This window comes from Thalassolituus sp. UBA6592, from assembly GCF_002433655.1.
Taxonomy (GTDB): Bacteria; Pseudomonadota; Gammaproteobacteria; order Pseudomonadales; family Oceanobacteraceae; genus Venatoribacter.
In genome coordinates, this window is the sequence record NZ_DJIO01000145.1 from 1 (window position 1) to 22,707 (window position 22,707).

General features: G+C 52.0%; 25 protein-coding genes and 1 pseudogene. 21 read left to right on the forward strand and 5 right to left on the reverse strand.

Annotated features, from left to right (window positions below; all coding sequences use genetic code 11):
• Positions 1-55 precede the first annotated feature (55 nt).
• Entirely contained in the window at positions 56-1,438 is a 1,383-nt protein-coding gene (locus tag B2Z72_RS14265) for a hypothetical protein (protein WP_296981980.1), read from the reverse strand.
• 433 nt (positions 1,439-1,871) lie between these two features.
• Between B2Z72_RS14265 and nifE the strand changes: the two genes are divergently transcribed.
• The 20 genes and pseudogenes from nifE to clpX form a co-directional block, all read left to right on the forward strand.
• Positions 1,872-3,287 carry a nitrogenase iron-molybdenum cofactor biosynthesis protein NifE gene (nifE, locus tag B2Z72_RS14270; protein ID WP_296981982.1) on the forward strand — a complete coding sequence of 472 codons (1,416 nt, stop codon included), beginning with the start codon at positions 1,872-1,874 and terminating at the stop codon, positions 3,285-3,287.
• A gap of 10 nt (positions 3,288-3,297) precedes the next feature.
• A complete protein-coding gene (gene nifN, locus B2Z72_RS14275) occupies positions 3,298-4,707 on the forward strand; it encodes a nitrogenase iron-molybdenum cofactor biosynthesis protein NifN (protein ID WP_296981984.1) in 1,410 nt (469 codons plus the stop codon).
• Positions 4,708-4,728: 21 nt separating this feature from the next.
• A complete protein-coding gene (locus tag B2Z72_RS14280; protein ID WP_296981986.1) occupies positions 4,729-5,202 on the forward strand; it encodes a NifB/NifX family molybdenum-iron cluster-binding protein in 474 nt (157 codons plus the stop codon).
• A gap of 44 nt (positions 5,203-5,246) precedes the next feature.
• On the forward strand, positions 5,247-5,726 hold the full coding sequence (locus B2Z72_RS14285) for a NifX-associated nitrogen fixation protein (protein WP_296981988.1): 480 nt from the start codon (positions 5,247-5,249) through the stop codon (positions 5,724-5,726).
• 31 nt (positions 5,727-5,757) lie between these two features.
• On the forward strand, positions 5,758-5,976 hold the full coding sequence (locus tag B2Z72_RS14290; protein WP_296981990.1) for a CCE_0567 family metalloprotein: 219 nt from the start codon (positions 5,758-5,760) through the stop codon (positions 5,974-5,976).
• 112 nt (positions 5,977-6,088) lie between these two features.
• Positions 6,089-6,385, forward strand: a complete 297-nt coding sequence (gene fdxB / locus B2Z72_RS14295) for a ferredoxin III, nif-specific (protein WP_296981991.1) — start codon at positions 6,089-6,091, stop codon at positions 6,383-6,385.
• A 5-nt stretch (positions 6,386-6,390) separates the two neighbouring features.
• Positions 6,391-6,717, forward strand: coding sequence for a (2Fe-2S) ferredoxin domain-containing protein (locus B2Z72_RS14300; RefSeq protein ID WP_296981993.1), 327 nt, complete (start codon positions 6,391-6,393; stop codon positions 6,715-6,717).
• Positions 6,714-7,076, forward strand: coding sequence for a hypothetical protein (locus tag B2Z72_RS14305; protein WP_296981994.1), 363 nt, complete (start codon positions 6,714-6,716; stop codon positions 7,074-7,076). Before B2Z72_RS14300 ends, B2Z72_RS14305 begins: the two co-directional genes overlap by 4 nt.
• A gap of 25 nt (positions 7,077-7,101) precedes the next feature.
• Positions 7,102-7,896 (forward strand): Rossmann-like domain-containing protein, encoded by a 795-nt coding sequence (locus tag B2Z72_RS14310; RefSeq protein ID WP_296981996.1) that lies wholly within the window; start codon positions 7,102-7,104, stop codon positions 7,894-7,896.
• Between the two features lie 144 nt (positions 7,897-8,040).
• Positions 8,041-8,484, forward strand: a complete 444-nt coding sequence (locus B2Z72_RS14315; protein ID WP_296981998.1) for a YtoQ family protein — start codon at positions 8,041-8,043, stop codon at positions 8,482-8,484.
• 481 nt (positions 8,485-8,965) lie between these two features.
• Complete coding sequence (locus B2Z72_RS14320; protein ID WP_296982000.1) at positions 8,966-9,289, forward strand: HesB/IscA family protein; 324 nt, start codon at positions 8,966-8,968, stop codon at positions 9,287-9,289.
• Positions 9,290-9,384: 95 nt separating this feature from the next.
• The gene (gene nifU / locus B2Z72_RS14325; RefSeq protein WP_296982001.1) at positions 9,385-10,308 is read left to right on the forward strand and encodes a Fe-S cluster assembly protein NifU; all 924 of its coding nucleotides are present in this window, start codon (positions 9,385-9,387) and stop codon (positions 10,306-10,308) included.
• Between the two features lie 2 nt (positions 10,309-10,310).
• The gene (gene nifS, locus B2Z72_RS14330) at positions 10,311-11,519 is read left to right on the forward strand and encodes a cysteine desulfurase NifS (protein ID WP_296982003.1); all 1,209 of its coding nucleotides are present in this window, start codon (positions 10,311-10,313) and stop codon (positions 11,517-11,519) included.
• Between the two features lie 24 nt (positions 11,520-11,543).
• The gene (gene nifV / locus B2Z72_RS14335) at positions 11,544-12,755 is read left to right on the forward strand and encodes a homocitrate synthase (RefSeq protein ID WP_296982005.1); all 1,212 of its coding nucleotides are present in this window, start codon (positions 11,544-11,546) and stop codon (positions 12,753-12,755) included.
• An 8-nt stretch (positions 12,756-12,763) separates the two neighbouring features.
• Positions 12,764-13,507 (forward strand): serine O-acetyltransferase, encoded by a 744-nt coding sequence (gene cysE, locus B2Z72_RS14340; protein WP_349676682.1) that lies wholly within the window; start codon positions 12,764-12,766, stop codon positions 13,505-13,507.
• A 15-nt stretch (positions 13,508-13,522) separates the two neighbouring features.
• Complete coding sequence (locus B2Z72_RS14345) at positions 13,523-14,071, forward strand: hypothetical protein (RefSeq protein WP_296982009.1); 549 nt, start codon at positions 13,523-13,525, stop codon at positions 14,069-14,071.
• A gap of 36 nt (positions 14,072-14,107) precedes the next feature.
• Positions 14,108-14,449 (forward strand): nitrogenase-stabilizing/protective protein NifW, encoded by a 342-nt coding sequence (gene nifW / locus B2Z72_RS14350; RefSeq protein ID WP_296982011.1) that lies wholly within the window; start codon positions 14,108-14,110, stop codon positions 14,447-14,449.
• Between the two features lie 35 nt (positions 14,450-14,484).
• Positions 14,485-14,979, forward strand: coding sequence for a nitrogen fixation protein NifZ (locus tag B2Z72_RS14355; RefSeq protein WP_296982013.1), 495 nt, complete (start codon positions 14,485-14,487; stop codon positions 14,977-14,979).
• Positions 14,976-15,839 (forward strand): nitrogen fixation protein NifM, encoded by an 864-nt coding sequence (gene nifM / locus B2Z72_RS14360; RefSeq protein ID WP_296982015.1) that lies wholly within the window; start codon positions 14,976-14,978, stop codon positions 15,837-15,839. The genes B2Z72_RS14355 and nifM overlap by 4 nt, the downstream gene beginning before the upstream one ends.
• 125 nt (positions 15,840-15,964) lie before the next feature.
• Positions 15,965-17,191, forward strand: a pseudogene (gene clpX / locus B2Z72_RS14365) (ATP-dependent Clp protease ATP-binding subunit ClpX); the annotation flags it as partial.
• A 337-nt stretch (positions 17,192-17,528) separates the two neighbouring features.
• Here the strand turns inward: clpX and B2Z72_RS14370 are convergent.
• Entirely contained in the window at positions 17,529-18,077 is a 549-nt protein-coding gene (locus tag B2Z72_RS14370; RefSeq protein ID WP_296982018.1) for a flavodoxin, read from the reverse strand.
• Positions 18,078-18,576: 499 nt separating this feature from the next.
• Positions 18,577-19,479 carry an ADP-ribosylglycohydrolase family protein gene (locus B2Z72_RS14375; protein WP_296982020.1) on the reverse strand — a complete coding sequence of 301 codons (903 nt, stop codon included), beginning with the start codon at positions 19,477-19,479 and terminating at the stop codon, positions 18,577-18,579.
• A gap of 174 nt (positions 19,480-19,653) precedes the next feature.
• Here B2Z72_RS14375 and B2Z72_RS14380 point away from each other — a divergent pair, with 174 nt between their 5' ends.
• Positions 19,654-20,463: an NAD(+)--dinitrogen-reductase ADP-D-ribosyltransferase gene (locus B2Z72_RS14380; RefSeq protein WP_296982021.1), complete on the forward strand. Its 810-nt coding sequence runs from the start codon at positions 19,654-19,656 to the stop codon at positions 20,461-20,463.
• Positions 20,464-20,521: 58 nt separating this feature from the next.
• On the opposite strand, the gene B2Z72_RS14385 is transcribed toward B2Z72_RS14380, so the two are convergent.
• Both B2Z72_RS14385 and B2Z72_RS14390 read right to left on the reverse strand, forming a co-directional pair.
• A complete protein-coding gene (locus B2Z72_RS14385; protein ID WP_296982023.1) occupies positions 20,522-20,776 on the reverse strand; it encodes a hypothetical protein in 255 nt (84 codons plus the stop codon).
• On the reverse strand, positions 20,773-22,647 hold the full coding sequence (locus B2Z72_RS14390; protein WP_296982025.1) for a Na/Pi cotransporter family protein: 1,875 nt from the start codon (positions 22,645-22,647) through the stop codon (positions 20,773-20,775). The genes B2Z72_RS14385 and B2Z72_RS14390 overlap by 4 nt, the downstream gene beginning before the upstream one ends.
• Positions 22,648-22,707: the final 60 nt, after the last annotated feature.

Genomic DNA, 22,707 nt, shown 5'->3' on the forward strand with positions numbered 1-22,707 from the left:
TTTAAACTGTGGGACAGCAGTGCGGATGTCCGGGGTTTTTTATTCTGATCAGAAATCAGTCAATCGGATAAGCAGTGGTCATGTGTCGAAGCGTTGGCAGATCCTGATCCGTGCCAAAGTCCCATATGGCTTCATCCCAACCTGCAAATAATGTTTCTGATGCACAACCTGTTTCTTCAAACGTGGCATCCGCGGTGGTCGGGCATTTTAATTCATCTTCCGTTACCCCGGTGCCAATGGAAGATGTGTCAACCCCCGTACTGTCGGTCGCATAGTAAAAGCCGCTGTCATCAGAAGCCTCGGTAACGACACTGGATGCCGCGGACAGATCAGAGGTAATGTAGCAGTTGCTGATCGTATAGGCCGGCGCGCCAGTTACAGTATATGCGAAGCCTGTTGTCCCTTCACTGAGCACAGCACCGGTGGCATAGCAGTTAGTCAGGCTGGCATTATTACCCATCCATTCAAATAAAGGTGCTGCGAAGCTTGCGGTGCTGGTTACCGTACCGGTAAATGCTACCTGATCCGCTGAGGACGAATATACATAAGCCACCAGACCAGCTGAAGTCCCGTCAGTGGCATAAACAGTCGCATCAGAATAGCTATATTTCAGTTCAGAGTTAACCAGGGTAGATGAAATGCCACCAAGAGCTCCATAGCCTGAAATATCAGCCTCAGTGCCGACGTGGGATACCTGGGAATTGTCTATATTGCCAATGATACCACCGGCTTCTTCATCGACGTTTAATGCACCGCTGGTGAAGATATAGCTAACCTCTGTGTCGTAGGCATAACCGCTGAGAATACCGGTGTAGTCATCTGCATTTGTGATATCAGCGTCAACAATGGACAAACGCCGGACCACAGCAGGACCCCCCTCTGTTCCTGTCTGACCAAACAAACCGACGCGTTGCTGATTACGGTTGATATACAGATTACGGATGGTGTGATCATTACCATTAAAGGTGGCAATAAACGGCGTTGCTTCGCTGCCAACAGGCAACCAGCCCTCATTATTACCACTGCCATCGTAGTCGAAATAATCATCGGCTGAGTTGACTTCACCATCACCGTTAGTATCGAAATCCAGATCGGTTGTCAGCTCATAACCATGACATCCTTCAGCCGGGCAGCCATCAGTGTATTGGTTGCCATCATTATCTACCAGATAGGTGCCGGCCAGGTTATTACGCACCCAGTCGAGCTCTTCCAGCGAAGAAATTTCAATCAAACCGTTATCGTCACTGTCGATGTCAGCATAGCTGCGCGGCCCGACAGAATTGTCTTCAGGTTGTGTGTTGTCCGGATCAGCCGATTCTTCATTATTGGGCAGATTGTCCGTCGTGGAGGATGAACCTGAACTGCCACCACAGGCGGTCAGGGTCAGAAATACAGGAAGCAGAACGGCAGAACTCAGAATGGATTTTTTGAAATTCATATTTTTCCCAGAGAAAAAAACAACTTAAATTCATTTTCAAATTAAGCCTAGGTGATTTCTGATCACCGTCCATAAGATATTAATTTTTTTGTCATTAGTGGTTATTTTTTGAACAGTCTGCCTTTTTATCAGCTGTGAATTCCCGCATTGCGATGACCGTGGAAGTAGCAAAATTAAGCTCCTTACTTTGTCATATCCCCTCCAAGGATTTTTCCTTGTCGTATTTGCTACAGCCATTTTTCTGATACATATCTATATAAATCAATAAGTTAGCTTATGGCCCTGCGCTTGCAGCCAATATTACAAAGGCCAGAGCTGCGTCGGTTTATGTGACATCGGCTGCAGACAGCCCGGTAACTGAAAGCCCGGGTGTTTGCAGCAAATCAGACAAACAGCTGCCTGGCCGTTCAGCTGATGAGAGCAGGGGACGGGTATGAAAGCCAAAGACATCGCCGAATTAATGGATGAGCCGGCCTGCAGCCATAACAAGAAAGAAAAATCCGGTTGTGCCAAACCAAAGCCCGGATCCACTGCCGGTGGCTGTGCTTTTGATGGTGCGCAGATTGCGTTGCTGCCGATTGCGGATGTTGCTCATATCGTGCACGGGCCAATCGCCTGTGCCGGCAGCAGCTGGGATAACCGTGGTACCCGTTCCAGCGGACCGACACTGTACCGGATTGGTATGACCACTGATCTGACTGAACAGGATGTCATTATGGGGCGTGGTGAAAAACGTCTTTTTCACTCCATTAAACAGGCGGTCGAAAGCTATAACCCTCCGGCAGTGTTTGTGTATAACACCTGTGTACCAGCGCTGATCGGCGACGATGTTGACGCTGTGTGTAAAGCCGCCGAAGAACGCTGGGGTGTCCCTGTGGTGCCGGTCGATGCTGCTGGTTTTTATGGCACCAAGAACCTGGGCAACCGTATCGCCGGCGAAGCCATGGTGAAATACGTTATTGGCACTGCTGAACCACAACCGGTTGCCGAATCGGTTCAGCGGGCGGGAATTAAAGTACACGACGTGAATTTAATCGGTGAGTACAACATCGCCGGTGAGTTCTGGTATGTACTGCCGTTACTGGATGAGCTGGGCATCCGCGTGTTGTGTACGCTTTCCGGTGATGCCCGTTTTGAAGAAGTGCAGACCATGCATCGTGCGGAAGTGAACATGATGGTTTGTTCAAAAGCCATGCTCAACGTTGCCCGTAAATTACAGGAACGTTTTGGCACCCCATGGTTTGAAGGCTCTTTTTATGGCATTACCGATACCTCGCAGGCGCTGCGTGATTTTGCCCGCCTGATCGGTGATGACGATTTAACCGCACGTACCGAAGCCTTGATTGAGCGTGAAGAAAAACGCATCCGTGTCGCGCTGGAGCCGTGGCGCGCAAGGCTGCAGGACAAACGCGTTCTGCTGTATACCGGCGGTGTTAAATCCTGGTCGGTAATTTCTGCCCTGCAGGATCTGGGTATGAAAGTCGTCGCAACCGGGACCAATAAATCCACAGAAGAAGATAAGGCCCGTATCCGCGAACTGATGGGTGATGACGTCAAAATGCAGGAAGACGGCAGTCCCAAAGCTCTGCTTAACACAGTCAAAGAATATAACGCCGATATTCTGATTGCCGGTGGGCGCAATATGTATACCGCGTTAAAAGCACGTGTTCCTTTTCTCGATATTAACCAGGAGCGGGAATTTGGCTATGCCGGTTATGACGGCATGCTGGAACTGGTGCGTCAGCTGGCCCTGACCATGGAAAGCCCGGTGTGGGAACAGGTGCGTCGTCCGGCGCCCTGGGATGCTCCGGTGACAACAGCAGGCGAAGTATTAAGTGCACAGGGTTAAGGAGACGAGCATGAGCGAAACAGCCAGCCATATCATCAAGCGTAAAAAAGCCCTGTCGGTCAACCCGCTGAAAACCAGCCAGACCATTGGCGGCGCACTGGCGGTGCTCGGCGTTAACGGTGCGATGCCGCTGATGCATGGGTCGCAGGGGTGCACAGCCTTTGCCAAGGTCTTTTTCGTCCGTCATTTCCGCGAGCCGGTACCGTTGCAGACTACTGCCATGGACCAGGTCAGTTCGGTGATGGGCGCAGATGACAACATCGTCGAAGCACTGAAAACCATTGCCGAAAAAAATAATCCGTCATTGATCGGTCTGGTGACCACCGGACTGGCAGAAACTCAGGGCGCGGATATTAAACGCGCAGTAAAAGAGTTCCGTCAGAAATTTCCGCAATACGACCATGTAAAAGTATTGGCGGTTAATACACCGGATTTCTCCGGCAGTTTTGAAAGTGGCTTTGCCATTACTGTTAAAGGTCTGTTGCAGGAGCTGGTTCCGGCAAAAGATGAAACACAATCCCGGGTTGGTCTGCGCAAAAAACAGGTCAATGTACTGTGTGGCGGAAACTTATCACCAACCGATCTGGAATTCGTGGCAGAGAGTATTGAAAGCTTTGGTCTGCGGCCGCTGTTGATTCCGGATTTATCCGGATCACTGGACGGACATCTGGATGATTCACCTTTCAGTGCAGTCACTACAGGTGGTGTCTGTGTCGATGATATAGCCACAGCGCACGAAAGCATTGCCACTCTGGTGGTTGGAGAAAGTCTGACGTCTGCTGGTGAATGGCTGCACAAACACACAGCGGTTCCAGGCTATTTCTTTGGCCATTTAATGGGTCTTGAAGTGCTGGATAACTGGTTTATGACCCTGTCTGAGATCAGTGGTCAGCCAGTGCCGGCTAAATGGCAGCGCCAGCGTAAGCAGCTGCAGGATGCCATGTTGGATACACATTTTATGATTGGCATGTCACGTATCGCCATTGCTTCAGATCCTGACATGCTCGCGGGCTTTGTGCGTCTGCTGCAGGGCATGGGCGCTGACGTCGTCAGTGCAGTCGTGCCGGCGCTGGGAAGTGCATTAAAAGCGCTGGAAAATGTTGAAATTGTGGTCGGCGATCTCGAGGACCTGGAGGCCGATGCCCGTGCGCAGAATGCACAGATTCTTCTGACCAACAGCCATGGTGCGGAAACCGCAGAGCGGCTGGGTATTCCTCTGCTGCGTATCGGCTTTCCGCAATACGATCAGGTAGGCGGATTTCAGCGCCAGTGGTTTGGCTATCGGGCAACCTCTCAGGCGTTATTTGATCTGGCCAATCTGGTGCTCAGTCAGCACCACGAGCTGGAGCCTTATTACTCCGTTTACGCGCAGAAATACGATGAAAAGCATCAGCAGGTGAAAGCCAGTGCCTGGTCATAACACTGCCGGCGGGGAACAGATATGACAATTACCCGAAAGCTTCAGGTGCTCGACGACGAAGATAATTCGACGCTGTTAAAGGTGGCCTTTGCCTCCTCTGACCGGGTGACGGTTGATCAGCATTTTGGTTCAGCGTGTTCATTTGTTATTTACGGCGTAAATCCGGAACGCAGCAAGCTATTGCAGGCCAGTGAGTTCGGCGATATCGCGCTGGATGCCAATGAAGACAAGCTGGCGGAAAAACTGGACATACTCGATGGCTGTATCGCTGTCTATTGTCGCGCCTGCGGGGCGTCGGCGGTTCGGCAGTTATTAATGAAAGGCATTCAGCCAGTCAAAGTCAGTGAAGGTACAGAGATTCCGGAACTGATTGAGAGTCTGCAGCAGGAGCTGCGGGAAGGACCGTCCAGCTGGCTGGCGAAGGCCATGCAGGGATCGCGGCTCGTAGCGGGTGCGCGTTTTGATGATATGGAAGCTGAAGGCTGGAAAGAATAGCCATCAGCGTTCAGAAAACATTAATTAAAAAAGCGAGAATAACCATGACCGATGATGTTCTGGAAGCCGTTGTACAAGCCAGTGACGAGTTACTGCAAAACCCTATGATCCGCCAGATTGTTGTGCAGTTGCGGGCGATGGACAGCTATGGAACTTACGACACCTGGACCGATGACAAAGTCCTTGATCCGCTGATTCTGACTAAGGCGCGTCGCCGCGAAATTCCGGTGGTTGGTGATCCTGATGAAACCGTTATTGCACGGGTTAAGGCCTTCTACAATGCCATTGCGGTGACTATTGAAGGTCAGTGCGGACTGATGGCGGTACCTGTGATCAACCTGACCCACGAAGGTTTTGGTCGCGCCATGATCATTGTCGGCAAACTGGTGGTGCTGGATAAAACCCTGCGTGACGTACACCGTTTTGGTTTCGACTCACTGGAAAAGCTGATTGATGAAATGGAAAAACTGAGCACTAAAGCCGTTGCTTTGATTGAAGAGCATCGCGTCGTCGCTAAGTTGTAACAGACACAAACCGGATTACAGGAGACAGGTCATGACTGATGATGAACTGAAAGCACTGCGCAAAGATGCCAGCAAAAAAAAGCGTCTGGCGACAGAATGGGCTTCAAAAATTCATGATGTGGTTGAAGACACTTACTGGAGTGAATATCCGAATCTGCCGGAAATGGCAGCGCAGGCGGTAGCTGCCTGCAGCGAATGGAAAGAAGCTCAGGATAAATACGACGAAGCCGCAAAGATGACCGAAGCCTGAGCTGACCGGTGTCAGTTTGCCCGCCGGCAATATCACGGAATGATTGATGAATACTCCGGCAATGCAGGTGGGCAGGCTGACAACACAATATAACTGATAGCGGAGAGAGATCATGGGAGAAGCAATTACCGGACGCACACGGGGTGGTGCGGAGTGGACGCCTGAATTTGTAACTGAACTGGATGCCAGTACCTGCATCGGTTGCGGACGCTGTTACAAGGTTTGTCCGCGTGATGTATTTCAGTTGGTTGAACGTGGTGAAATGGTCGATGACGACGACGATTTTTACGACGACGATGATGAAATGATGGTGATGACCATTGCTAATGCAGATGACTGCATCGGCTGTGTCTCCTGTGCGCGGGTTTGTCCGAAAAACTGTCACACCCATGAAGCTTTAGCGGGGTAAGCGTTATGCCTAAGCCAGAAATTCATGTATTTGTCTGTGCCCAGCAACGTCCCGCGGGTCATCCCCGTGGCAGCTGTGGCGAAAAAGGCGCTGCATCATTGATGGATCAGTTTTCACAGAAACTGATCGCCAATAATCTGATGAATAAAGTCTCACTGGTTCCGACCGGATGTCTTGGTCCCTGCCGGGCCGGTGCTAACGTTCTGGTCTACCCGGGCGGCACCATGTACATGGATGTGAAAGCAGAAGACATCGATCAGATTATTCAGACGCATTTTATTGGTGGTGAGCCCTGGGCCGATAAAGTTGCTCCGGATGCAATCTGGCAATGATGGCCGTGGCAGCGGATACCTCCGCACTCGAAGCTGAGCGAATCAGTCGTGCCAGACAGGCTATGAAAGAGGCTTTGGCAGCGATTAATATTCAGCTGCCGGGTGTGGACAGTGATTTCACCGACACCGAATCCCGGGCAGATCCCTTTGATGGCTCGGTGACACTGTTCTGCCACTGGCGTGATAAATACGGCAACCTAACCGGCTCGCTGCAGATACATGAAAGTGGACGCATCTTTGCTGAATACGATGTGATTCAGAATCACCCGGAAAAAGCCGGCTGGTTTATTGAAGCCGTCAGTGTCTGGGGTGATGAGGATGACCTGCGCAGTGAGCTCAGATTAATTCCGCTACCTTAAGCTGCCATTATCACGGAGCGAGCGAATGACCCCGGGTCCGGAATACTACAACCGTATTTACCAGCTGATCGAAGCCAGGGCGAATATTCCTGCGCATATCTCGGATGTCCTGCTGGGGCTGGCGTGGAGCAGTGTTACGCTGCAATGTGACGACAGCCGTGCGCTCAGTACCGGGCTGGCTTTCAGTCCTGCTCAGGCACCACGTAATCTGCCCTGGCCTGGCACGCTTACGGAAAAATCGATCGCTGATATTTTAAGCTGGCTTCATGGCTGGGATAACAGTCAGCTGGTGGTGGCTCTGGCGGCGGCGAATGCGGCCATTTCTCTGAATAATCAGTTGCTGACAAAGGCCGAGCCGGTCACCTGCCACCGCCCCTTTGATATCCCGGCGAACCTGGCTGTTTTTGCCCATTTTGCTGAGCAATTGCATGGTGCGGACGTGGCCATCATCGGGCGCTATCCAGGTATCGAGTATTTCGATAAGCAGTTTTCCTATACCTGCATTGAGCGCACGCCTCAGGGGCGCGATTTACCTGATGCCGCTGCAAACTATATTCTGCCTCAGGCGGATTGGGTGTTTATCACCGCCAGCAGTCTGACCAATAAAACCCTGCCTCATCTGTTATGGCTGGCACGTAACGCTACTGTGGTGTTAATGGGCCCCAGTATGCCGTGGCTGGCCGAGTGGGCTGATTTTGGCGTGGATTATCTGGCGGGCGTGCAGGTAGAGGATCCGGCGCTGCTGCACACCATTATCAGCCAGGGTGGTGGCACTAAAATCTTTGACGCAGCTGCTCCCTATCGGGTTATCAAGCTGTAATCCCTGCTGTCGTCTGTTTGCCATTCTCCTCTTTTCTGATTTTTATGCCCTTGTCTGCCGCCCTCTGGGCCGTTGAACCTGAAGCACGCCGGGCTATGCGTTATGATAGCGGCTCAGGTTTATTCAATATAAGAGAGAGCACAGATGAAGGAATGGAACGTATACCTGTCCGGCGAAATTCACACCGACTGGCGTGAACAGATTATGGCGGGCTGCAAAGAACGTGGTCTGAATATCCACTTCACCTCCGCAGTAACCGATCATGATGCCAGCGATGCAGCAGGCGATGTTCTGGGGGCAGAAAGTAACAGTTTCTGGCGCGATCACAAATCCGCCAAAGTGAATGCCATCCGCATCCGCAATCTGATCGAACAATGCGATATTGCAGTGATCCGCTTTGGTGACAAGTACAAACAGTGGAATGCCGCCTTTGATGCTGGCCAGTGTGCGGCTTTGGGTAAATCCTACATTACCCTGCACGCTGATGACATTGTGCATCCGCTGAAAGAAGTGGATGCTGCGGCTATGGCCTGGGCGACCAGTGCAGAGCAGGTTGTTGAAATACTCAGTTATGTGGTCAGCCGCTAACGCCTGACATAGCTGCTCAGCCCGGCGCTACGACTCCACAGCCGGGCTGAATTGTCTCTGCGCTGTCTGCGTGTAAGTAACCATTGCTCTGTCTGAATTACCCCGTCCGAATTGCCCAGTACCGCTATTAGGTCGGGATAAGACTGACAGGCATGCGCTTCCCTGGTCTGTATCCTGTTATCGCTCTCTTTACAGTCTGAATTGCACATTCAGCTGTCGCTTCTTTTTTGTGTCGAATGCGACAAGTGATTACGACAATCTCCTTTGTAGCAACTGCGACAAAGCCCGCTACAACCTTTTGTGACAGTCTTATTTACGACAGCTTTTTAATGCTGATCAGGCTGGCTAAGTCTATGAATAGCCTTTCTTTTTCCTGATTTTATTGCCGTGGCACAGGGGTTGCAAAATCCCTCTCAGGCAAGACTCAACTATGGGTACGCGGCCGCAGAGCCGTACCGGCTGATGCCACAGGAGGCAGAAAATGATCACGATGACAGATAGTGCAATTTCCGCAGTACGCCGTTTTATGGATTCCACTGAAACCCCGATGGTTGGCCTGCGTATTAAGGTCGAAGGCGGCGGTTGCTCAGGTTTTCAGTACGGTATGAAACTGGAACAGGCGGTAGAGCAGGGTGATGAGCTGATCGACTTTTCTGGTCTGAAAGTGATTGTCGATGAAAACAGCGCATCGCTGTTAGACGGAGTGACCGTGGATTTTGTCGACGGTCTGGAAGGTAGCGGTTTTAAATTTGAAAACCCGAATGCCAGTAACAGCTGTGGCTGTGGCAAATCGTTCAGCTGCTGATTTTTAAAATTACACTAACAACGGGGCAATTGCACAACACGCCTCACAGCACTGAATGAGCAGGAACCAACCGGATTAGTACGAGGAGCAGAATCATGTGGGATTATTCCGAAACCGTTAAAGAACATTTTTATAACCCCAAAAACGCCGGTGCGGTTGGTGATGCCAACGCCGTGGGCGATGTGGGTTCCATCAGCTGTGGTGACGCACTGCGCCTGACATTAAAAGTAGAACCTGAAACAGAAATTATTCTGGATGCAGGTTTCCAGACCTTCGGCTGTGGTTCTGCCATTGCCTCCTCATCAGCATTGACCGAAATGGTAAAGGGCAAAACCCTGGATCAGGCACTGGAAATTTCCAACCAGGATATCGCCGACTTCCTTGACGGTCTGCCACCGGAAAAAATGCACTGCTCTGTGATGGGCCGCGAAGCCCTGCAGGCAGCGGTTGCCAATTACCGCGGTGAAGTGTGGGAAGACGATCATGAAGAAGGTGCGCTGATCTGTAAATGTTTCGCCATCGACGATGTGATGATCCGCGACACCATCCGCGCTAACAACTTAAGCACCGTTGAAGAAGTTACCAACTACACCAAAGCCGGTGGTGGCTGTTCTTCCTGTCATGAAGGCATTGAAAATATTCTCACCGAAGAGCTGGCCGCCCGCGGCGAAAGCTTTACGCCGAATGCCGTTGGCAAGAAAGAAGGCGTAGTACGTCTGAACCCGAAAAAAGAAGAAGCCGCTCCGGCTGCTGCCAAGCTTAATCCGGTACAGCGCATTCTGAAAATTCAGCAGGTGCTGGAAGGTCTGCGCCCGGCACTGCAGGCTGACGGTGGTGATGTTGAGCTGATGGATATCGAAGGCAAAAATATCTACGTGAAACTGGTTGGTGCCTGTAATGGCTGTCAGATGGCTGCCATGACCTTAGGTGGTGTACAGCAGAAACTCATCGAAGAACTTGGCGAGTTTGTGAAAGTTATTCCACACACCGAACGTCCGGTTGAAATTGCAGGAGCGTAATCATGGCTGATATCTATCTCGATAATAACGCGACCACTATGTGCGATCCTGAAGTTGTTCAGGAGCTGATGCCGTTTTTCTCTGAGCAGTTCGGTAACCCGTCTTCGCTGCATAACTTCGGCAATAAAGTGGGCTTCGCCATTAAAAAAGCGCGCCAGTCTGTGCAGAACATTCTTGGTGCTGAGCACGACTCAGAAATTATTTTCACTTCCTGTGGTTCTGAATCCGATTCCACTGCAATTCTGTCTGCTCTGAAAGCGCAGCCGGAACGCAAAGAAATCATCACTACCGTGGTTGAGCACCCGGCGGTTCTGAATCTGTGTGAATTCCTCGAAACCGAAGGCTACACCGTGCACAAATTAAAAGTGGATGGTAAAGGCAACCTGGATCTGGATGAATACGCCAGTCTGCTGACCGATAACGTTGCTGTGGTTTCCGTGATGTGGGCCAACAACGAAACCGGCACTATTTTCCCGGTACTGGAAATGGCTGAGATGGCCGATTCCAAAGGCATTATGTTCCATACCGATGCCGTGCAGGCGGTGGGTAAAATTCCGATGAACCTGGCCGACAGCAAAATTCACATGTTGTCGATTTCCGGCCACAAACTGCATGCACCAAAAGGTGTGGGGGTGCTGTATCTGCGTCGTGGTGTACGTTTCCGTCCGCTGCTGCGTGGTGGTCACCAGGAACGTGGTCGTCGTGCCGGTACTGAAAATACCACAGGTATTGTTGGTCTGGGTAAAGCCTGCGAGCTGGCCATGGAACACATGGAATATGAAAACACCGAAGTTGCAAAACTGCGTGACCGTCTGCAGGAAGGCATTCTGGCTGCGGTTCCACACTCGTTTGTGACCGGTAATCCGGATAACCGTTTACCCAATACCGTGAATATCGCCTTTGAATACATTGAAGGTGAAGCCATTCTGCTGCTGATGAATAAGCAGGGTATTGCGGCGTCTTCCGGTTCTGCCTGTACCTCAGGTTCGCTGGAACCGTCGCACGTGATGCGTGCCATGGGCATTCCTTACACCGCAGCTCACGGCACCGTGCGATTCTCTCTTTCGCGTTACAACACGCCGGAAGAAATTGAACGCGTGATTGAAGCGGTACCGCCTATCGTAGCGCAACTGCGTAAGCTCTCTCCTTACTGGGGAGAAAACGGTCCGGTGGAAAATCCGGAAGAAGCGTTCGCTCCGGTTTACGCCTGATTATTCATGGACGGGAATATCGACATGACGACTCATCAATCTGCTGCTCAACCTGTCGTTGTTATTAACGACACGACTTTGCGCGATGGCGAACAAAGCGCAGGTGTGGCCTTTACTGCTGACGAAAAGCTGGCCATTGCCAGTGGTCTGGCAGCCATGGGCGTGCAGGAGCTGGAGATCGGTATTCCCGCCATGGGCGAAGAAGAACGCGAAGTGATGCAGGCGATTGCTGCACTGCGACTGCCATCACGCTTAATGGCCTGGTGCCGGATGAATGAACAGGATTTAGCTGCCGTGGCAGGTCTGGATGTGGATCTGGTGGATTTATCCATTCCTTCTTCCGATCAGCAGATCGCCGGCAAGCTGGGTCAGGACCGTCGCTGGGTATTGGCTCAGGTTGAGCGCATGGTCAGCCGCGGTGTGGACGCCGGTTTTGAAATCTGTGTCGGCATGGAAGATTCTTCCCGCGCTGACACGGATTTCCTCAGGCAGCTTGCGCAAACCGCACAGCAGGCAGGTGCGCGCCGTATCCGTTTTGCCGATACCGTCGGCATTATGGAACCCTTCAGCCTGCTGGACAAAATCCGCAGTCTGCGCAGCGCCTGTGATCTGGAAATTGAAATGCACGCCCATGACGATTACGGCCTGGCAACTGCCAATACGCTGGCTGCTGTTCTCGGTGGTGCGACTCATATTAACACCACCGTCAATGGCCTTGGCGAACGGGCCGGTAATGCACCTCTGGAAGAGTGTGTGCTGGCGCTGAAAAATCTGCACGGCATTGATTGTGGGGTTGATACACAACAGATGGCAGCTATTTCAGCACTGGTGGCACAGGCCTCCGGACGGGATGTGAGCTGGAATAAAAGCATTGTTGGTGAAGGTGTCTTTACCCATGAAGCGGGTATTCATGTGGATGGCCTGATTAAGGATCAGCGTAATTATCAGGGCCTCGATCCGCTGCAGCTTGGGCGGCATCACCAGCTGGTGCTGGGCAAACATTCCGGCAGCCAGGGGCTGATCCGTGCATATCAGGATGTGGGCATTGAGTTGCTGAGCTGGCAGGTGCCTCTGCTGCTGCAACAGGTCAGAACTCTGGTGACGAGCATTAAACGTGCACCGCTGGCGAGTGAATTAATGGACTTATACATGGCACTGGATGCGCGTATTGGCGCACCGGCGATGGCCGCAGGACAGGAGGCGGAAATATGTCAGCTTCATCCGATTGCCAGCTGAAAAAATCATTGTGGCAACAGCTGCGTGAAGACATTGCCAGCGTTTTTGAACGGGACCCGGCGGCACGCACAACCTTCGAAGTTCTGACCACGTATCCGGGCGTTCATGCACTGATATTTCACCGTATCAGTCATCGACTGTGGAAACGTAACTGGCGCTATGCGGCACGCTTTCTGTCGTTTCTGGGACGTCTTCTGAGCAATGTGGATATTCACCCCGGAGCGACCATTGGTGAACGATTTTTTATTGACCATGGTGCCGGTGTCGTAATTGGTGAAACGGCCGTCGTGGGTAACGATGTGACGCTTTATCACGGTGTTACTCTGGGTGGTACCAGTTGGAAAAAAGGCAAGCGTCACCCGACGCTGAGCGATGGTGTCATGGTTGGCGCCGGTGCAAAAATTCTTGGCAATATCACTGTAGGTAAGCATTCCCGCGTTGGGGCCAATTCAGTGGTGGTCGAAAATGTACCGGAAAGCTGCACCGTTGTTGGCATACCGGGCAAGGTGGTGAAACTGCGCGAAGCCGGAGAACTGAATCCTTACGGCATCGACCTGGATCATCACCTGATACCTGACCCTGTGGGAAAGGCAATCAGCTGTCTGCTCAGCCGCATTGACATACTGGAAGCAAAACTTGACCGCCGCAGTGCTGAAGAACGCTACGCCGATTGTGAAGTCAGCAACGACGTATGTGAAAAGGACTGCCCAGGCGGCAAAGTTATCCGTGAAAAAGAAGCCGTGGGCAGCTAACAGCAGGAGATCATTATGGATTTGCAGGACTTTCAGGGGCAATTGATGTACTTCGATGAGCCGTTACCCGACGGCGTGGAAGATTTATTGAATCAGGCATCCGAAGCTTATGGCGATGGTAATGCAGAATGGTACCTGACTCAGGCGTACAGCATTGCGCCAGCCAATATGACCGTACTGGTGGCCATGTACCGTTTTTATTATTACCAGCACCGACTGCCGGAAGCGATCGATGTTGCCTTCCAGGTGATGCGTGGCGTAGCGCCTACCATTGGTTTTCCGGACAACTGGGAAAAACTGAAATTTGAGCATCTCGCTTACGGCGTGATGGAGTCCTTTACCCGCGTACGTTTTTATCTGCTGGCATTAAAGGGCGCTGCATATATGAATCTGCGCATTGGCAATATTGCCGAAGGCGTACGCATGCTGAATAAAGTAGTGGAAAACGACAGCAACGACCGCCTGGGCGCCAAAGCGCTGCTGCAGTCCATGGGGCCTGCAGTGGTCGGTGGTACCGCTGCAGGACAGGATTACTACGATCAAAAAGAAAATGCTGTGTGCTGAGACACCGGCTCAAACCCGACCGTGAAGGAGAGCAGTATGGAACTTGATGATGATCTGACTCTGGAAGACGCACTGGATGAGCTGTCCTCTGCCGAAGACTTTCTCGAATATTTCGGAATTCCTTTTGACTCCAAAGTGGTGCAGATAAACCGCCTGCATATTATGCAGCGCTACCACGATTATCTGAGCAAAAGCGAAGATGCGCTGGAAGATCACCTCGGCAACGATACGGCACTGAAACAGGTTTATAAAACCCTGCTGGAGCGTGCATATCTGGACTTTGTTGATTCCGATGCGCTGACGGAAAAAGTGTTCAAGGTTTTTCATATGCATGAACCACAGAGCACATTTGTACCGATTGAAAATCTGCTGGGTTAATTCCAGGCCTGCTTACTGAAGTACAGAGGTTTGCCATGAAACCAGATTATGAATACGGCGACGAAGTACGCCTTATCCGTAATATCCGTAATGACGGAACCTATCCCGGCGCTGAACTCGGCGAACTGCTGATGAAGCGGGGTGCGGTTGGCTGCGTTTATGACGTGGGAACCTATCTGCAGGACCAGCTGATTTATCGCGTGCATTTTCTCGATGAAGGCGTAACCGTAGGATGCCGCACAGAAGAATTGTTGCCGGCAGATGCTCCCTGGATTCCGAATCAGTTTGAATTCCGCGAAGTGGTGTTGTCCACCGTTGCCATGCGCAGTGGCGGCGAGCAGGTGGTCGCTCCCGGTGATGTAGGTGAAGTGGTGAAAGTCATCCGCGAAGACGATCAGATTCTGTATCACGCACGTTTTAATGGTTACACCTTTATGGTCCCTGAAGCGGCTCTGGAAGCTGCGCCGGAAGGTACCAAACGTGCGGCTCCGGTACTGGTAAATGGTCTGCATGCAGGAGGTAAGGTATGAGTGCTGTAGCCCGGAAAAACATCGAACAATGGGCGGATTACCGCACCCTGCGTATCGCTGGTGAACAGTTCGGCAAGGCACCGGCAGAACTCAGTGCGGCAGAACGTCAGCAGCTGGAAAATATCGCTGCTAATGAGCGGGAAATTGAAGCATTGGTGCTCAACAGCGAAGAAGCCCGTCATGTCAGCGTGCCGGATTCCCAGGTTGAGGAAGCACTGAAACAGATTCGTCAGCGTTATGAAAACGACGATCAGTTTGCTGAAGCCTTGGCCTACAACGGTCTGGATGAAAATGACGTACGCGACGGCCTGTTACAGGAATTACGGGTAGAGGCAGTGATGGATCTGATTGCCAGCCGCGCAGTCCGGGTCGATGAAACCGAAGCGACCATGTATTACTACCTGCACCAGGACAGCTTCACCAAACCAGAAACCCGCAGTGCACGTCATATCCTGATTACGGTGAACGAAGACTACGCCGAAAATCAGCGTGACGTTGCTCATCAGCGTCTGCTCACCATCGCAGACCGTATTGCCAAAACCCCTCACCGTTTTGCTGAGCAGGCGCAGAAACATTCGGAATGTCCGAGCGGACTGAATGGCGGCGTATTAGGCGAACTGAAAGCCGGTGTGCTGTTTCCGCAGCTCGACAGTGCTTTGTTTGACATGGCAGAGGGTGAAATCCGCGGCCCGATCGAGAGTGAAATCGGCTGGCATCTGCTGTTATGTGAACAGATTGACCGCGAACGTATCATGCCCCTCGACGAAGTTCTTCCGCGCCTGCTGGAAGAATTACAGCACCGTCAGAATAAACGCGAACAGAGACTCTGGCTGAAACGCCGCGCCGAAGCCGTTGCCTGAGTAACCGTTTCTCTGACCAACTGCCTCGCTGAGCAGCCGCTTTGCTTAGCAGCACTAAACGCCGGTTCCTGACGGGGCGTTCTCGTTCAGTCAGCATTGGCAGACAGGGATAAAAGGAGAAGAAGATGACCGGAACTGACAGCAGTAATCCAACCTGTTCTTTTTGCGGAATTGAGAAAACCCCCCAGACGCCATTAATCGCCGGCAATGACGGCCACATCTGTGAACAGTGCGTAAAACTGGCCTATCAGGTGGTCAGCAGCTGGGGCCGCCGGGGCACCCAGACCGAGCCTGAATTAAAAACCCCGCTGGCCATTAAGGAATTTCTGGATCAGTACATTATTGGTCAGAACGAAGCGAAAAAGACGCTCTCAGTGGCTGTCTATAACCACTATCTGCGGCTGAAATTCCAGGATAAAAAAGGCGATGCCACATTACCTGTGGGCGGCGCTCTGTCTGATATTGTTGAGCTGGAAAAATCCAACATCATCATGGCGGGTCCATCCGGTACCGGTAAAACCCTGCTGGTGAAAACCCTCGCCAAGATCATTGGTGTACCCTTTGTGATTGGTGATGCCACCACACTCACTCAGGCCGGTTATGTTGGTGAGGACGTTGACTCGCTGCTGAAGCGCTTGCTCGAAGCAGCCGAAGGCGATGTTCAGGCAGCACAATGGGGCATAGTGTATATCGACGAAATCGATAAAATTGCCAGCCGCGGCAGCGGTGGTGCCAATATGCGTGACGTGTCCGGTGAAGGCGTACAGCAGGCGCTGCTGAAAATGGTGGAAGGCAGCGAAGTTAAAGTGTCCAAGTCCGGCCGCCGTGAAGGTGGTGAAGAAGTGACACTGAGCACGCAGAATATTCTGTTTATTGTCGGTGGTGCGTTCCCGGGGCTGACCGGCCTTATCAGCAAACGCCTGGCGCCACCGAAAACCGGCATAGGCTTCAGTGCGCCGATTGAAACGGAATCTGAAATCAGCAACGAACAATTACTGGCGGCACTGCAGCCGGACGATCTGCTGCAGTTCGGTCTGATTCCGGAATTTATTGGTCGTTTCCCGATCATTACTTTCCTGCAGGATCTGGATGTTGATAGTCTGAAACGCATTCTGCAGGAACCGCGTAATGCACTGACAAAACAGTATAAGCAGCTGTTTAATTTCCAGAATGTGGATCTGGATTTCACCGATGATGCACTGACTTTTATCGCCAAAGAAGCGGTTAAGCGCGGCACCGGTGCGCGGGGTCTGCGCGGCATGATGGAATCCATGCTGTTATCCACTATGTTCGATCTGCCTTCACGTCCGGAGCTGCAGCGTTGTGTTGTGGAAGTGAGTGGTGAGGAAGAGTCGGAACAGCTTAAAGTCCGTGAAGAATTTGCCGATGGTGCTGTGCGTGAAGAGGTTCTGCCGACCCCTGCGGTGGTCAGTGCAACGGCCGCAGCGACGGAAGATAAAGTGGAAGGTAAAGCCGCTGGCTGATGTCTGACGTCGATATCAGTGGTACAGAAAGCGCCCATCGGGCGCTTTTTTTCTTAAAATTCACAGAACGAATTTAATAAGCCATCGGTCCGGCTGGCCTGAACAGCAGGCAAAAAAAGGCGCAGTCAGGTTTCGGGCTGACTGCGCAAGGCACAGAAGGAAAATTGCTCAGACGATCAGGGGTGACCGTCTGAGCAGGTACGACTTACAGTGGTAAACCAAATTCCGGCGCAATCTGGTTTAACCAGGCATCCAGGCGGGCTTCTGTCTGGCCGGACTGGTTATCCAGATCCAGTGCCAGACCGACGAATTTGCCGGCATCGTTTACCGCATTGGAGCTTTCAAATTCAAAGCCTTCGGTGGAGCTTTCGCCGATCACTTTAGCGCCACGTTCGGTGAAGAATTCGTGCAGCTCACCTAAAGCATCAAGAAATTCGTCCGGATAGCCTACCTGATCACCAAGACCAAAGATGGCGATGGTTTTGCCAGCAAAGCTCATATCTTCGATTTTAGGCAGGAATTCTTCCCAGCTTTCGGCATCACAGTCGGAAGACAGGCCAGGCAGTTCGCCTTCGCCCAGGGTTGGAGTACCCAGCAGCAGAAAATCAAACGCAGCGAATTCTTCAGGCTCTGCACGGTTTACGTTCAGAGGAGAAGCCATCAGTTCATCATCGCTGAATTTCTTCTTAATCATTTTGGCAACCTTGCGGGTTTTGCCGGTGTTACTGCCAAAAAACAGCCCGATTTTAGCCATAGTCTTTCTCCATCAGTGGATTCAGGATCAGCGCTGAGCGCTGCTCACGGTTGCTTTACATTGCATTGCTTAGTATCTGAATTGCAGAAGATATGCCACGGACTGGATTGTTTAAGTTGTTGATATTTAAGAAGAATAAAATTTGATCTGTATCAGTTGTCAGGAAGGTGACAGGACACGGAATGTCGCTGCCGACGCTTTGTTGTTTTTCATACAAAATGAAAAAAATAGTTTCCGGGCCGAAAAACAGAGCGGATATTTTGTCGGCTTTACGCCACGTTTGAGAGGTGGATTACGCTGAAAAGAATAAATTCCTTTAACGTCACGACAAGGTCTTACGGCAGAAATAACGACGGTACTTTATGGGTCTGACGGGACGATGCGGATCTGAATGTGGATTTGGGTTTGAGTGCAGAGCCCGGGAGTGAAACCGACGGTTAAGCTGGTTTTTCAGGAAAGCCAGTGCAGAAAAGCCAGCCGAACGCTTAAATCCCATGACTTAATGCCCGGCGCTGGCCAGCAGCCGGTCGGCGAATTCTGTGATCTGTGCATGCAGGGTAATTTTATCCTGCCAGTGCTGAGGTATAGCGTCGATACCATAGTATGCGCCGGCCAGCTGACCACAGACCGCGGCGGTGGTATCGGCATCATCGCCCAGGTTGGCGGCGGCAAGAACCGCGTCGGCGTAATTATCGTGCTGGTGAAAGCACCACATGGCAGCTTCCAGACTTTCAATCACATAGCCGCTGCCACGCAGTTCCTGGCGCTGCTTATTCAGGTATGAGCCCTGGTGAATTTTACTCAGCTTGCGTGTTTCAGGGGTATAAGCAGCACTTTGTAATGCCTGTTTGTCTGCTCCACTGAATATTTCAGCCAATTGCCAGGCCATATAGCGACAGGCATCCAGACACTCAGCGGCAGCGTGGGTGGTACGTGAGCTTTCAACTGCAAAGTGCAGGGCGGCTTCGTTGTCGGGGAAAAAGAACATAACCACCGGCGCCAGGCGCATTATCGAACCATTGCCGGCAGACATGGGGTGAGTGGAACCCGCAAAGGGATCACCATGGGTGAGGTATTCCTGCAGTGCGGTGCGGGTTGCCTGGCCAATATCAAAGCACTGTCCGGTGCTGCTCAGATGACCTTCCTGCCACCATTTTACGTAGCGTTGCATTTGATCTTCGGCATCAAACGCCTGTTTTTCCAGCAGGGATTCGGCCAGGCACAGAGCCATGGAAGTGTCGTCCGTCCATTGACCGGCCTGCAGTTTGAACGGGCCGCCCCCTGTGATATCCGTGATGGGTTCAAAACTGCCCGGTAGTCTGAATTCAAGCGTGGTGCCCAGCGCATCGCCGCAGGCCAGACCCAGCAGCGCACCACGGTATCTCTGTTGCAGAGTGAGCATCGGCAGACTCCCTGTTTGTATTCTGTTGCGATACTTGTACGACACGGATCAATAACAATATAAAGCTTAAGGATTTAGTATGTGCCTGTCCGTTTATCCATCCAACGCTAAGTGGCGGCTTTGCTGACTGTGAATACTGAGTTAATGCAATATCCTGCACTGCCTGCGCATGCCATGCTGACTCTGAACCGCTGCAATTTACCAGCGGTCGTACTCGGCAGCGTGGCATTTCAGCTGGCGCCACAGCCGTTATGGCTGGATGGTGTGATGGAATTGCATCGGGCGTTTTTTCAGAGCCTGCATGCGTTTGATAAAGCAGAGAGCCGGGCGTCCTGTTTCCGTGACTATATGAGTTCCTGCTTTCTGCTCGATCATCTTGATCAGGCCGGGCTGAATCATCAGGGTAATGTGTGTCGCCCTAAAGCGGATTTCCTGCGTACGCTGCGCGGCTGGATGTTTGATGCTGACAGTCAGGAAGCAGCAGTATTAAAAGGTTGGGCAGAATCCCGCTTTGGCTTATTGCCGCGCTACCATCAGGGGCCGCTTGGCGATTATCACAGTGAATCCTGGCTGAGGTTTCAGGCATTGCGTGCCCGTGGTCTTTACAACACCAATGCGCTGGAGGCACAGCTGGATGTGCTTTATGCCTGGTGTCAGTATGAATTAAAGCGGCGTTTTCCCGGGCAGTCGCACTGGACTCTTTTCCGCGGCATAAACCATTGGCAGCAGCATGATGTTATGCCGCCTGAGATCACGGCTGAAAACAGCCGCGACAGACAACAGGCGCTGGTGTTGCTGAATAATCTTAATTCCTTCAGCAGTGAAAAAGACTACGCCGATGCCTTCGGTGATCAGTTGATTAAAGTGGATGTGCCACTGGTGAAGTTATTGTATTTCCCCGGCTTATTGCCCGGAGTCTTGCCCGGTGAGCAGGAATATCTGGTGATTGGCGGGCTGTATCAGGTGACGCTGTTAAGGGGTTAAAGGGCAGGCTGTGTAAGACCGACAGAAGGAAGAAATAAGAGTGGGAAGAGATAAGAGATCAGTCTTCCTTCTTTTTTGTTTCTTTCAGAAATTCCAGCCCTTTGGCACGCTGCGCCATCAGAATCGAGATTTTCTCCTGCAATTCTTTTGCTTCCAGATCGCTGCTGCATTCCTTAAGGCGCTGTTCCAGCTCATGTTGTTTGTCGCGGATTTTCTTTAGCGCCGCTTTGGTGTCTTTACGGCGGATTCTTTTATCGCGTTGCTGCGGATCAAACAGGTTGTTCAGTTTTTTAATCAGTTTCGTAAACTTCATAACTTCTCCTCCCTGTCTGATGAATGGCTGCCTGCAGAAGCTTTTGTGTCAGGTCCAGAATCCTGCAGCAGTGTCTGATTGATCGCAGACAGATCTTCGCTTTCCAGTGTCAGTGTTTCCGGATGTTGCGTCTGTGGCTGCTGTTCGTCAATAAACAGATAACGGGCAGCTTCCAGTAATGAATGACAGACGCGCATGGCGTAGCCTTTATCATTCATCAGTGACGTTGCCATTTCTGCACTGATTTTACGTGAGCGGATCAGATTTTCTGTGAGGCTGTCGGAATCTTCCGACTGACGCTGGCGGATCAGCATCTGATGATCCAGTGCCAGACGGCTTTCCAGCGGGTCGTCGAGGTCGCGGATATTGGCAATGGCGCGTAAGGTTTCAGCAATGGCTTCACGCAGTTGCTGATAAGCATTTCCCATGTCTTTGTTCTGACCGTGCAGATAGTGGGTCATATTGCGCTGCAGGTGCTTGGTGGCCTTGATGGCTTCAACAAGATGATAATCCGCCGCGCGCAGTTCACGCAGTTGTTCATCATAGCGCCCGCTGGTGTGCTCACGGGCGCTGGAAATATAGCTGATAATGGCGGAATAAATGCCTTTGATGTCCTGCTCGTAGCTTTGCTGCAGTTCATCGGCGGTGGTGTCTTTGTGATGCTCTCTGAGCAGCGCAACAGCCTGACCACGGCGGAATTCTTCATCATCCCAGCCCAGACCGCGCACAATCAGGTCCGCCGTTACCGAGTAGAGGTGAATGCTTTCCTGACGGGTGACCGTTACCGCCGCCACCGGCGTAGACATGGCGGCGTCGGTCAGAAACTGCGGTTGACGATAATCACGGACTTTTTGCGGCAGGCGTTTGTTCAGCCAGGTTTCCAGTCTGCTCAAATTCGGCACCATGATCAGGACACCGAGCAGGTTAAACAGGGTATGGAACAGCGCCAGTTTAAGCGTGTAGTTATCCGGGGCGATGTGCAGCAGGTCAGCTAAGCCATCGACCAGCAGTATCAGTACCGGCATCAGCAACAGCGCTACGGCACCGGTAACCAGATTGAACAGCAGGTGGCCCAGGGCCAGTTGCTTACCGGCAATGCTCGCTCCGAGACTGCCGATGACAGCGGTCACTGTGGTACCGACGTTGGCACCGATGGCCAGCGCCAGGGCATCACTGTAGCCCACGTGGCCGGCGGCCAGTGCAGTCAGTGTCAGAACCAGAGTGGCGTGGCTGGATTGCATAATGACGGTAGCAACCGCGCCGAACAGGGTATAGATGCCCAATGAGATAATGCCGTCAGAGGTAAAGCGGCTGAGATCGAGACCGGATTGCAGGCCGGCAAAGCCGTCCTTCATATAATCAATACCGAGGAACAGAAAACCGACGCCGGCGAGAATATGGCCAATTCCTGCACGGGTCTGATTGGGCTGAAATAACAGCATCACCCCGAATACCAGCATGGGCATGGCCAGCTGCGACAGTTTGATCGACAGACCAAAGCCGGCGATCAGCCAGGCGCCGGTTGTGGTACCCAGATTGGCGCCAAAGATAACCCCAAGCCCGGCGCTCAGGTTCATCAGTCCGGCGGATAAAAAGGAGATAGTAAGAACCGACACCAGCGAGCTGGATTGCATCAGAGTGGTGGCGACCACACCGAACCCCAGTGCGCGTGCCGTGGTGCTGGTGGACTGTTTCAGGACGCGCTCGATAACACCGCCGGTAAAGGACTGAAAGCCGCGCTCCAGCGACAGCATGCCGAACAGGAAGATGGCAACCCCGGCAGCAATCTGCTGAAACTGGGGGCTGCTCCAGAAGCCGGCAGCCAGCAACAGCATAATGACAGGCAGTAACAGACGCTTCAGTAATTCCAAGGGTAACTCCGGCAATCGACAACTCTGTTGAGTATATCTCTGCTGCTGGCATAACGCTCT

Coding starts and splice junctions, on each gene's coding strand:
- B2Z72_RS14265 (WP_296981980.1), bottom strand. CDS start 1,438: ATGAATTTCAAAAAATCCATTCTGAGTTCTGCCGTTCTGCTTCCTGTA.
- nifE (WP_296981982.1), top strand. CDS start 1,872: ATGAAAGCCAAAGACATCGCCGAATTAATGGATGAGCCGGCCTGCAGC.
- nifN (WP_296981984.1), top strand. CDS start 3,298: ATGAGCGAAACAGCCAGCCATATCATCAAGCGTAAAAAAGCCCTGTCG.
- B2Z72_RS14280 (WP_296981986.1), top strand. CDS start 4,729: ATGACAATTACCCGAAAGCTTCAGGTGCTCGACGACGAAGATAATTCG.
- B2Z72_RS14285 (WP_296981988.1), top strand. CDS start 5,247: ATGACCGATGATGTTCTGGAAGCCGTTGTACAAGCCAGTGACGAGTTA.
- B2Z72_RS14290 (WP_296981990.1), top strand. CDS start 5,758: ATGACTGATGATGAACTGAAAGCACTGCGCAAAGATGCCAGCAAAAAA.
- fdxB (WP_296981991.1), top strand. CDS start 6,089: ATGGGAGAAGCAATTACCGGACGCACACGGGGTGGTGCGGAGTGGACG.
- B2Z72_RS14300 (WP_296981993.1), top strand. CDS start 6,391: ATGCCTAAGCCAGAAATTCATGTATTTGTCTGTGCCCAGCAACGTCCC.
- B2Z72_RS14305 (WP_296981994.1), top strand. CDS start 6,714: ATGATGGCCGTGGCAGCGGATACCTCCGCACTCGAAGCTGAGCGAATC.
- B2Z72_RS14310 (WP_296981996.1), top strand. CDS start 7,102: ATGACCCCGGGTCCGGAATACTACAACCGTATTTACCAGCTGATCGAA.
- B2Z72_RS14315 (WP_296981998.1), top strand. CDS start 8,041: ATGAAGGAATGGAACGTATACCTGTCCGGCGAAATTCACACCGACTGG.
- B2Z72_RS14320 (WP_296982000.1), top strand. CDS start 8,966: ATGATCACGATGACAGATAGTGCAATTTCCGCAGTACGCCGTTTTATG.
- nifU (WP_296982001.1), top strand. CDS start 9,385: ATGTGGGATTATTCCGAAACCGTTAAAGAACATTTTTATAACCCCAAA.
- nifS (WP_296982003.1), top strand. CDS start 10,311: ATGGCTGATATCTATCTCGATAATAACGCGACCACTATGTGCGATCCT.
- nifV (WP_296982005.1), top strand. CDS start 11,544: ATGACGACTCATCAATCTGCTGCTCAACCTGTCGTTGTTATTAACGAC.
- B2Z72_RS14345 (WP_296982009.1), top strand. CDS start 13,523: ATGGATTTGCAGGACTTTCAGGGGCAATTGATGTACTTCGATGAGCCG.
- nifW (WP_296982011.1), top strand. CDS start 14,108: ATGGAACTTGATGATGATCTGACTCTGGAAGACGCACTGGATGAGCTG.
- B2Z72_RS14355 (WP_296982013.1), top strand. CDS start 14,485: ATGAAACCAGATTATGAATACGGCGACGAAGTACGCCTTATCCGTAAT.
- nifM (WP_296982015.1), top strand. CDS start 14,976: ATGAGTGCTGTAGCCCGGAAAAACATCGAACAATGGGCGGATTACCGC.
- B2Z72_RS14370 (WP_296982018.1), bottom strand. CDS start 18,077: ATGGCTAAAATCGGGCTGTTTTTTGGCAGTAACACCGGCAAAACCCGC.
- B2Z72_RS14375 (WP_296982020.1), bottom strand. CDS start 19,479: ATGCTCACTCTGCAACAGAGATACCGTGGTGCGCTGCTGGGTCTGGCC.
- B2Z72_RS14380 (WP_296982021.1), top strand. CDS start 19,654: ATGCTGACTCTGAACCGCTGCAATTTACCAGCGGTCGTACTCGGCAGC.
- B2Z72_RS14385 (WP_296982023.1), bottom strand. CDS start 20,776: ATGAAGTTTACGAAACTGATTAAAAAACTGAACAACCTGTTTGATCCG.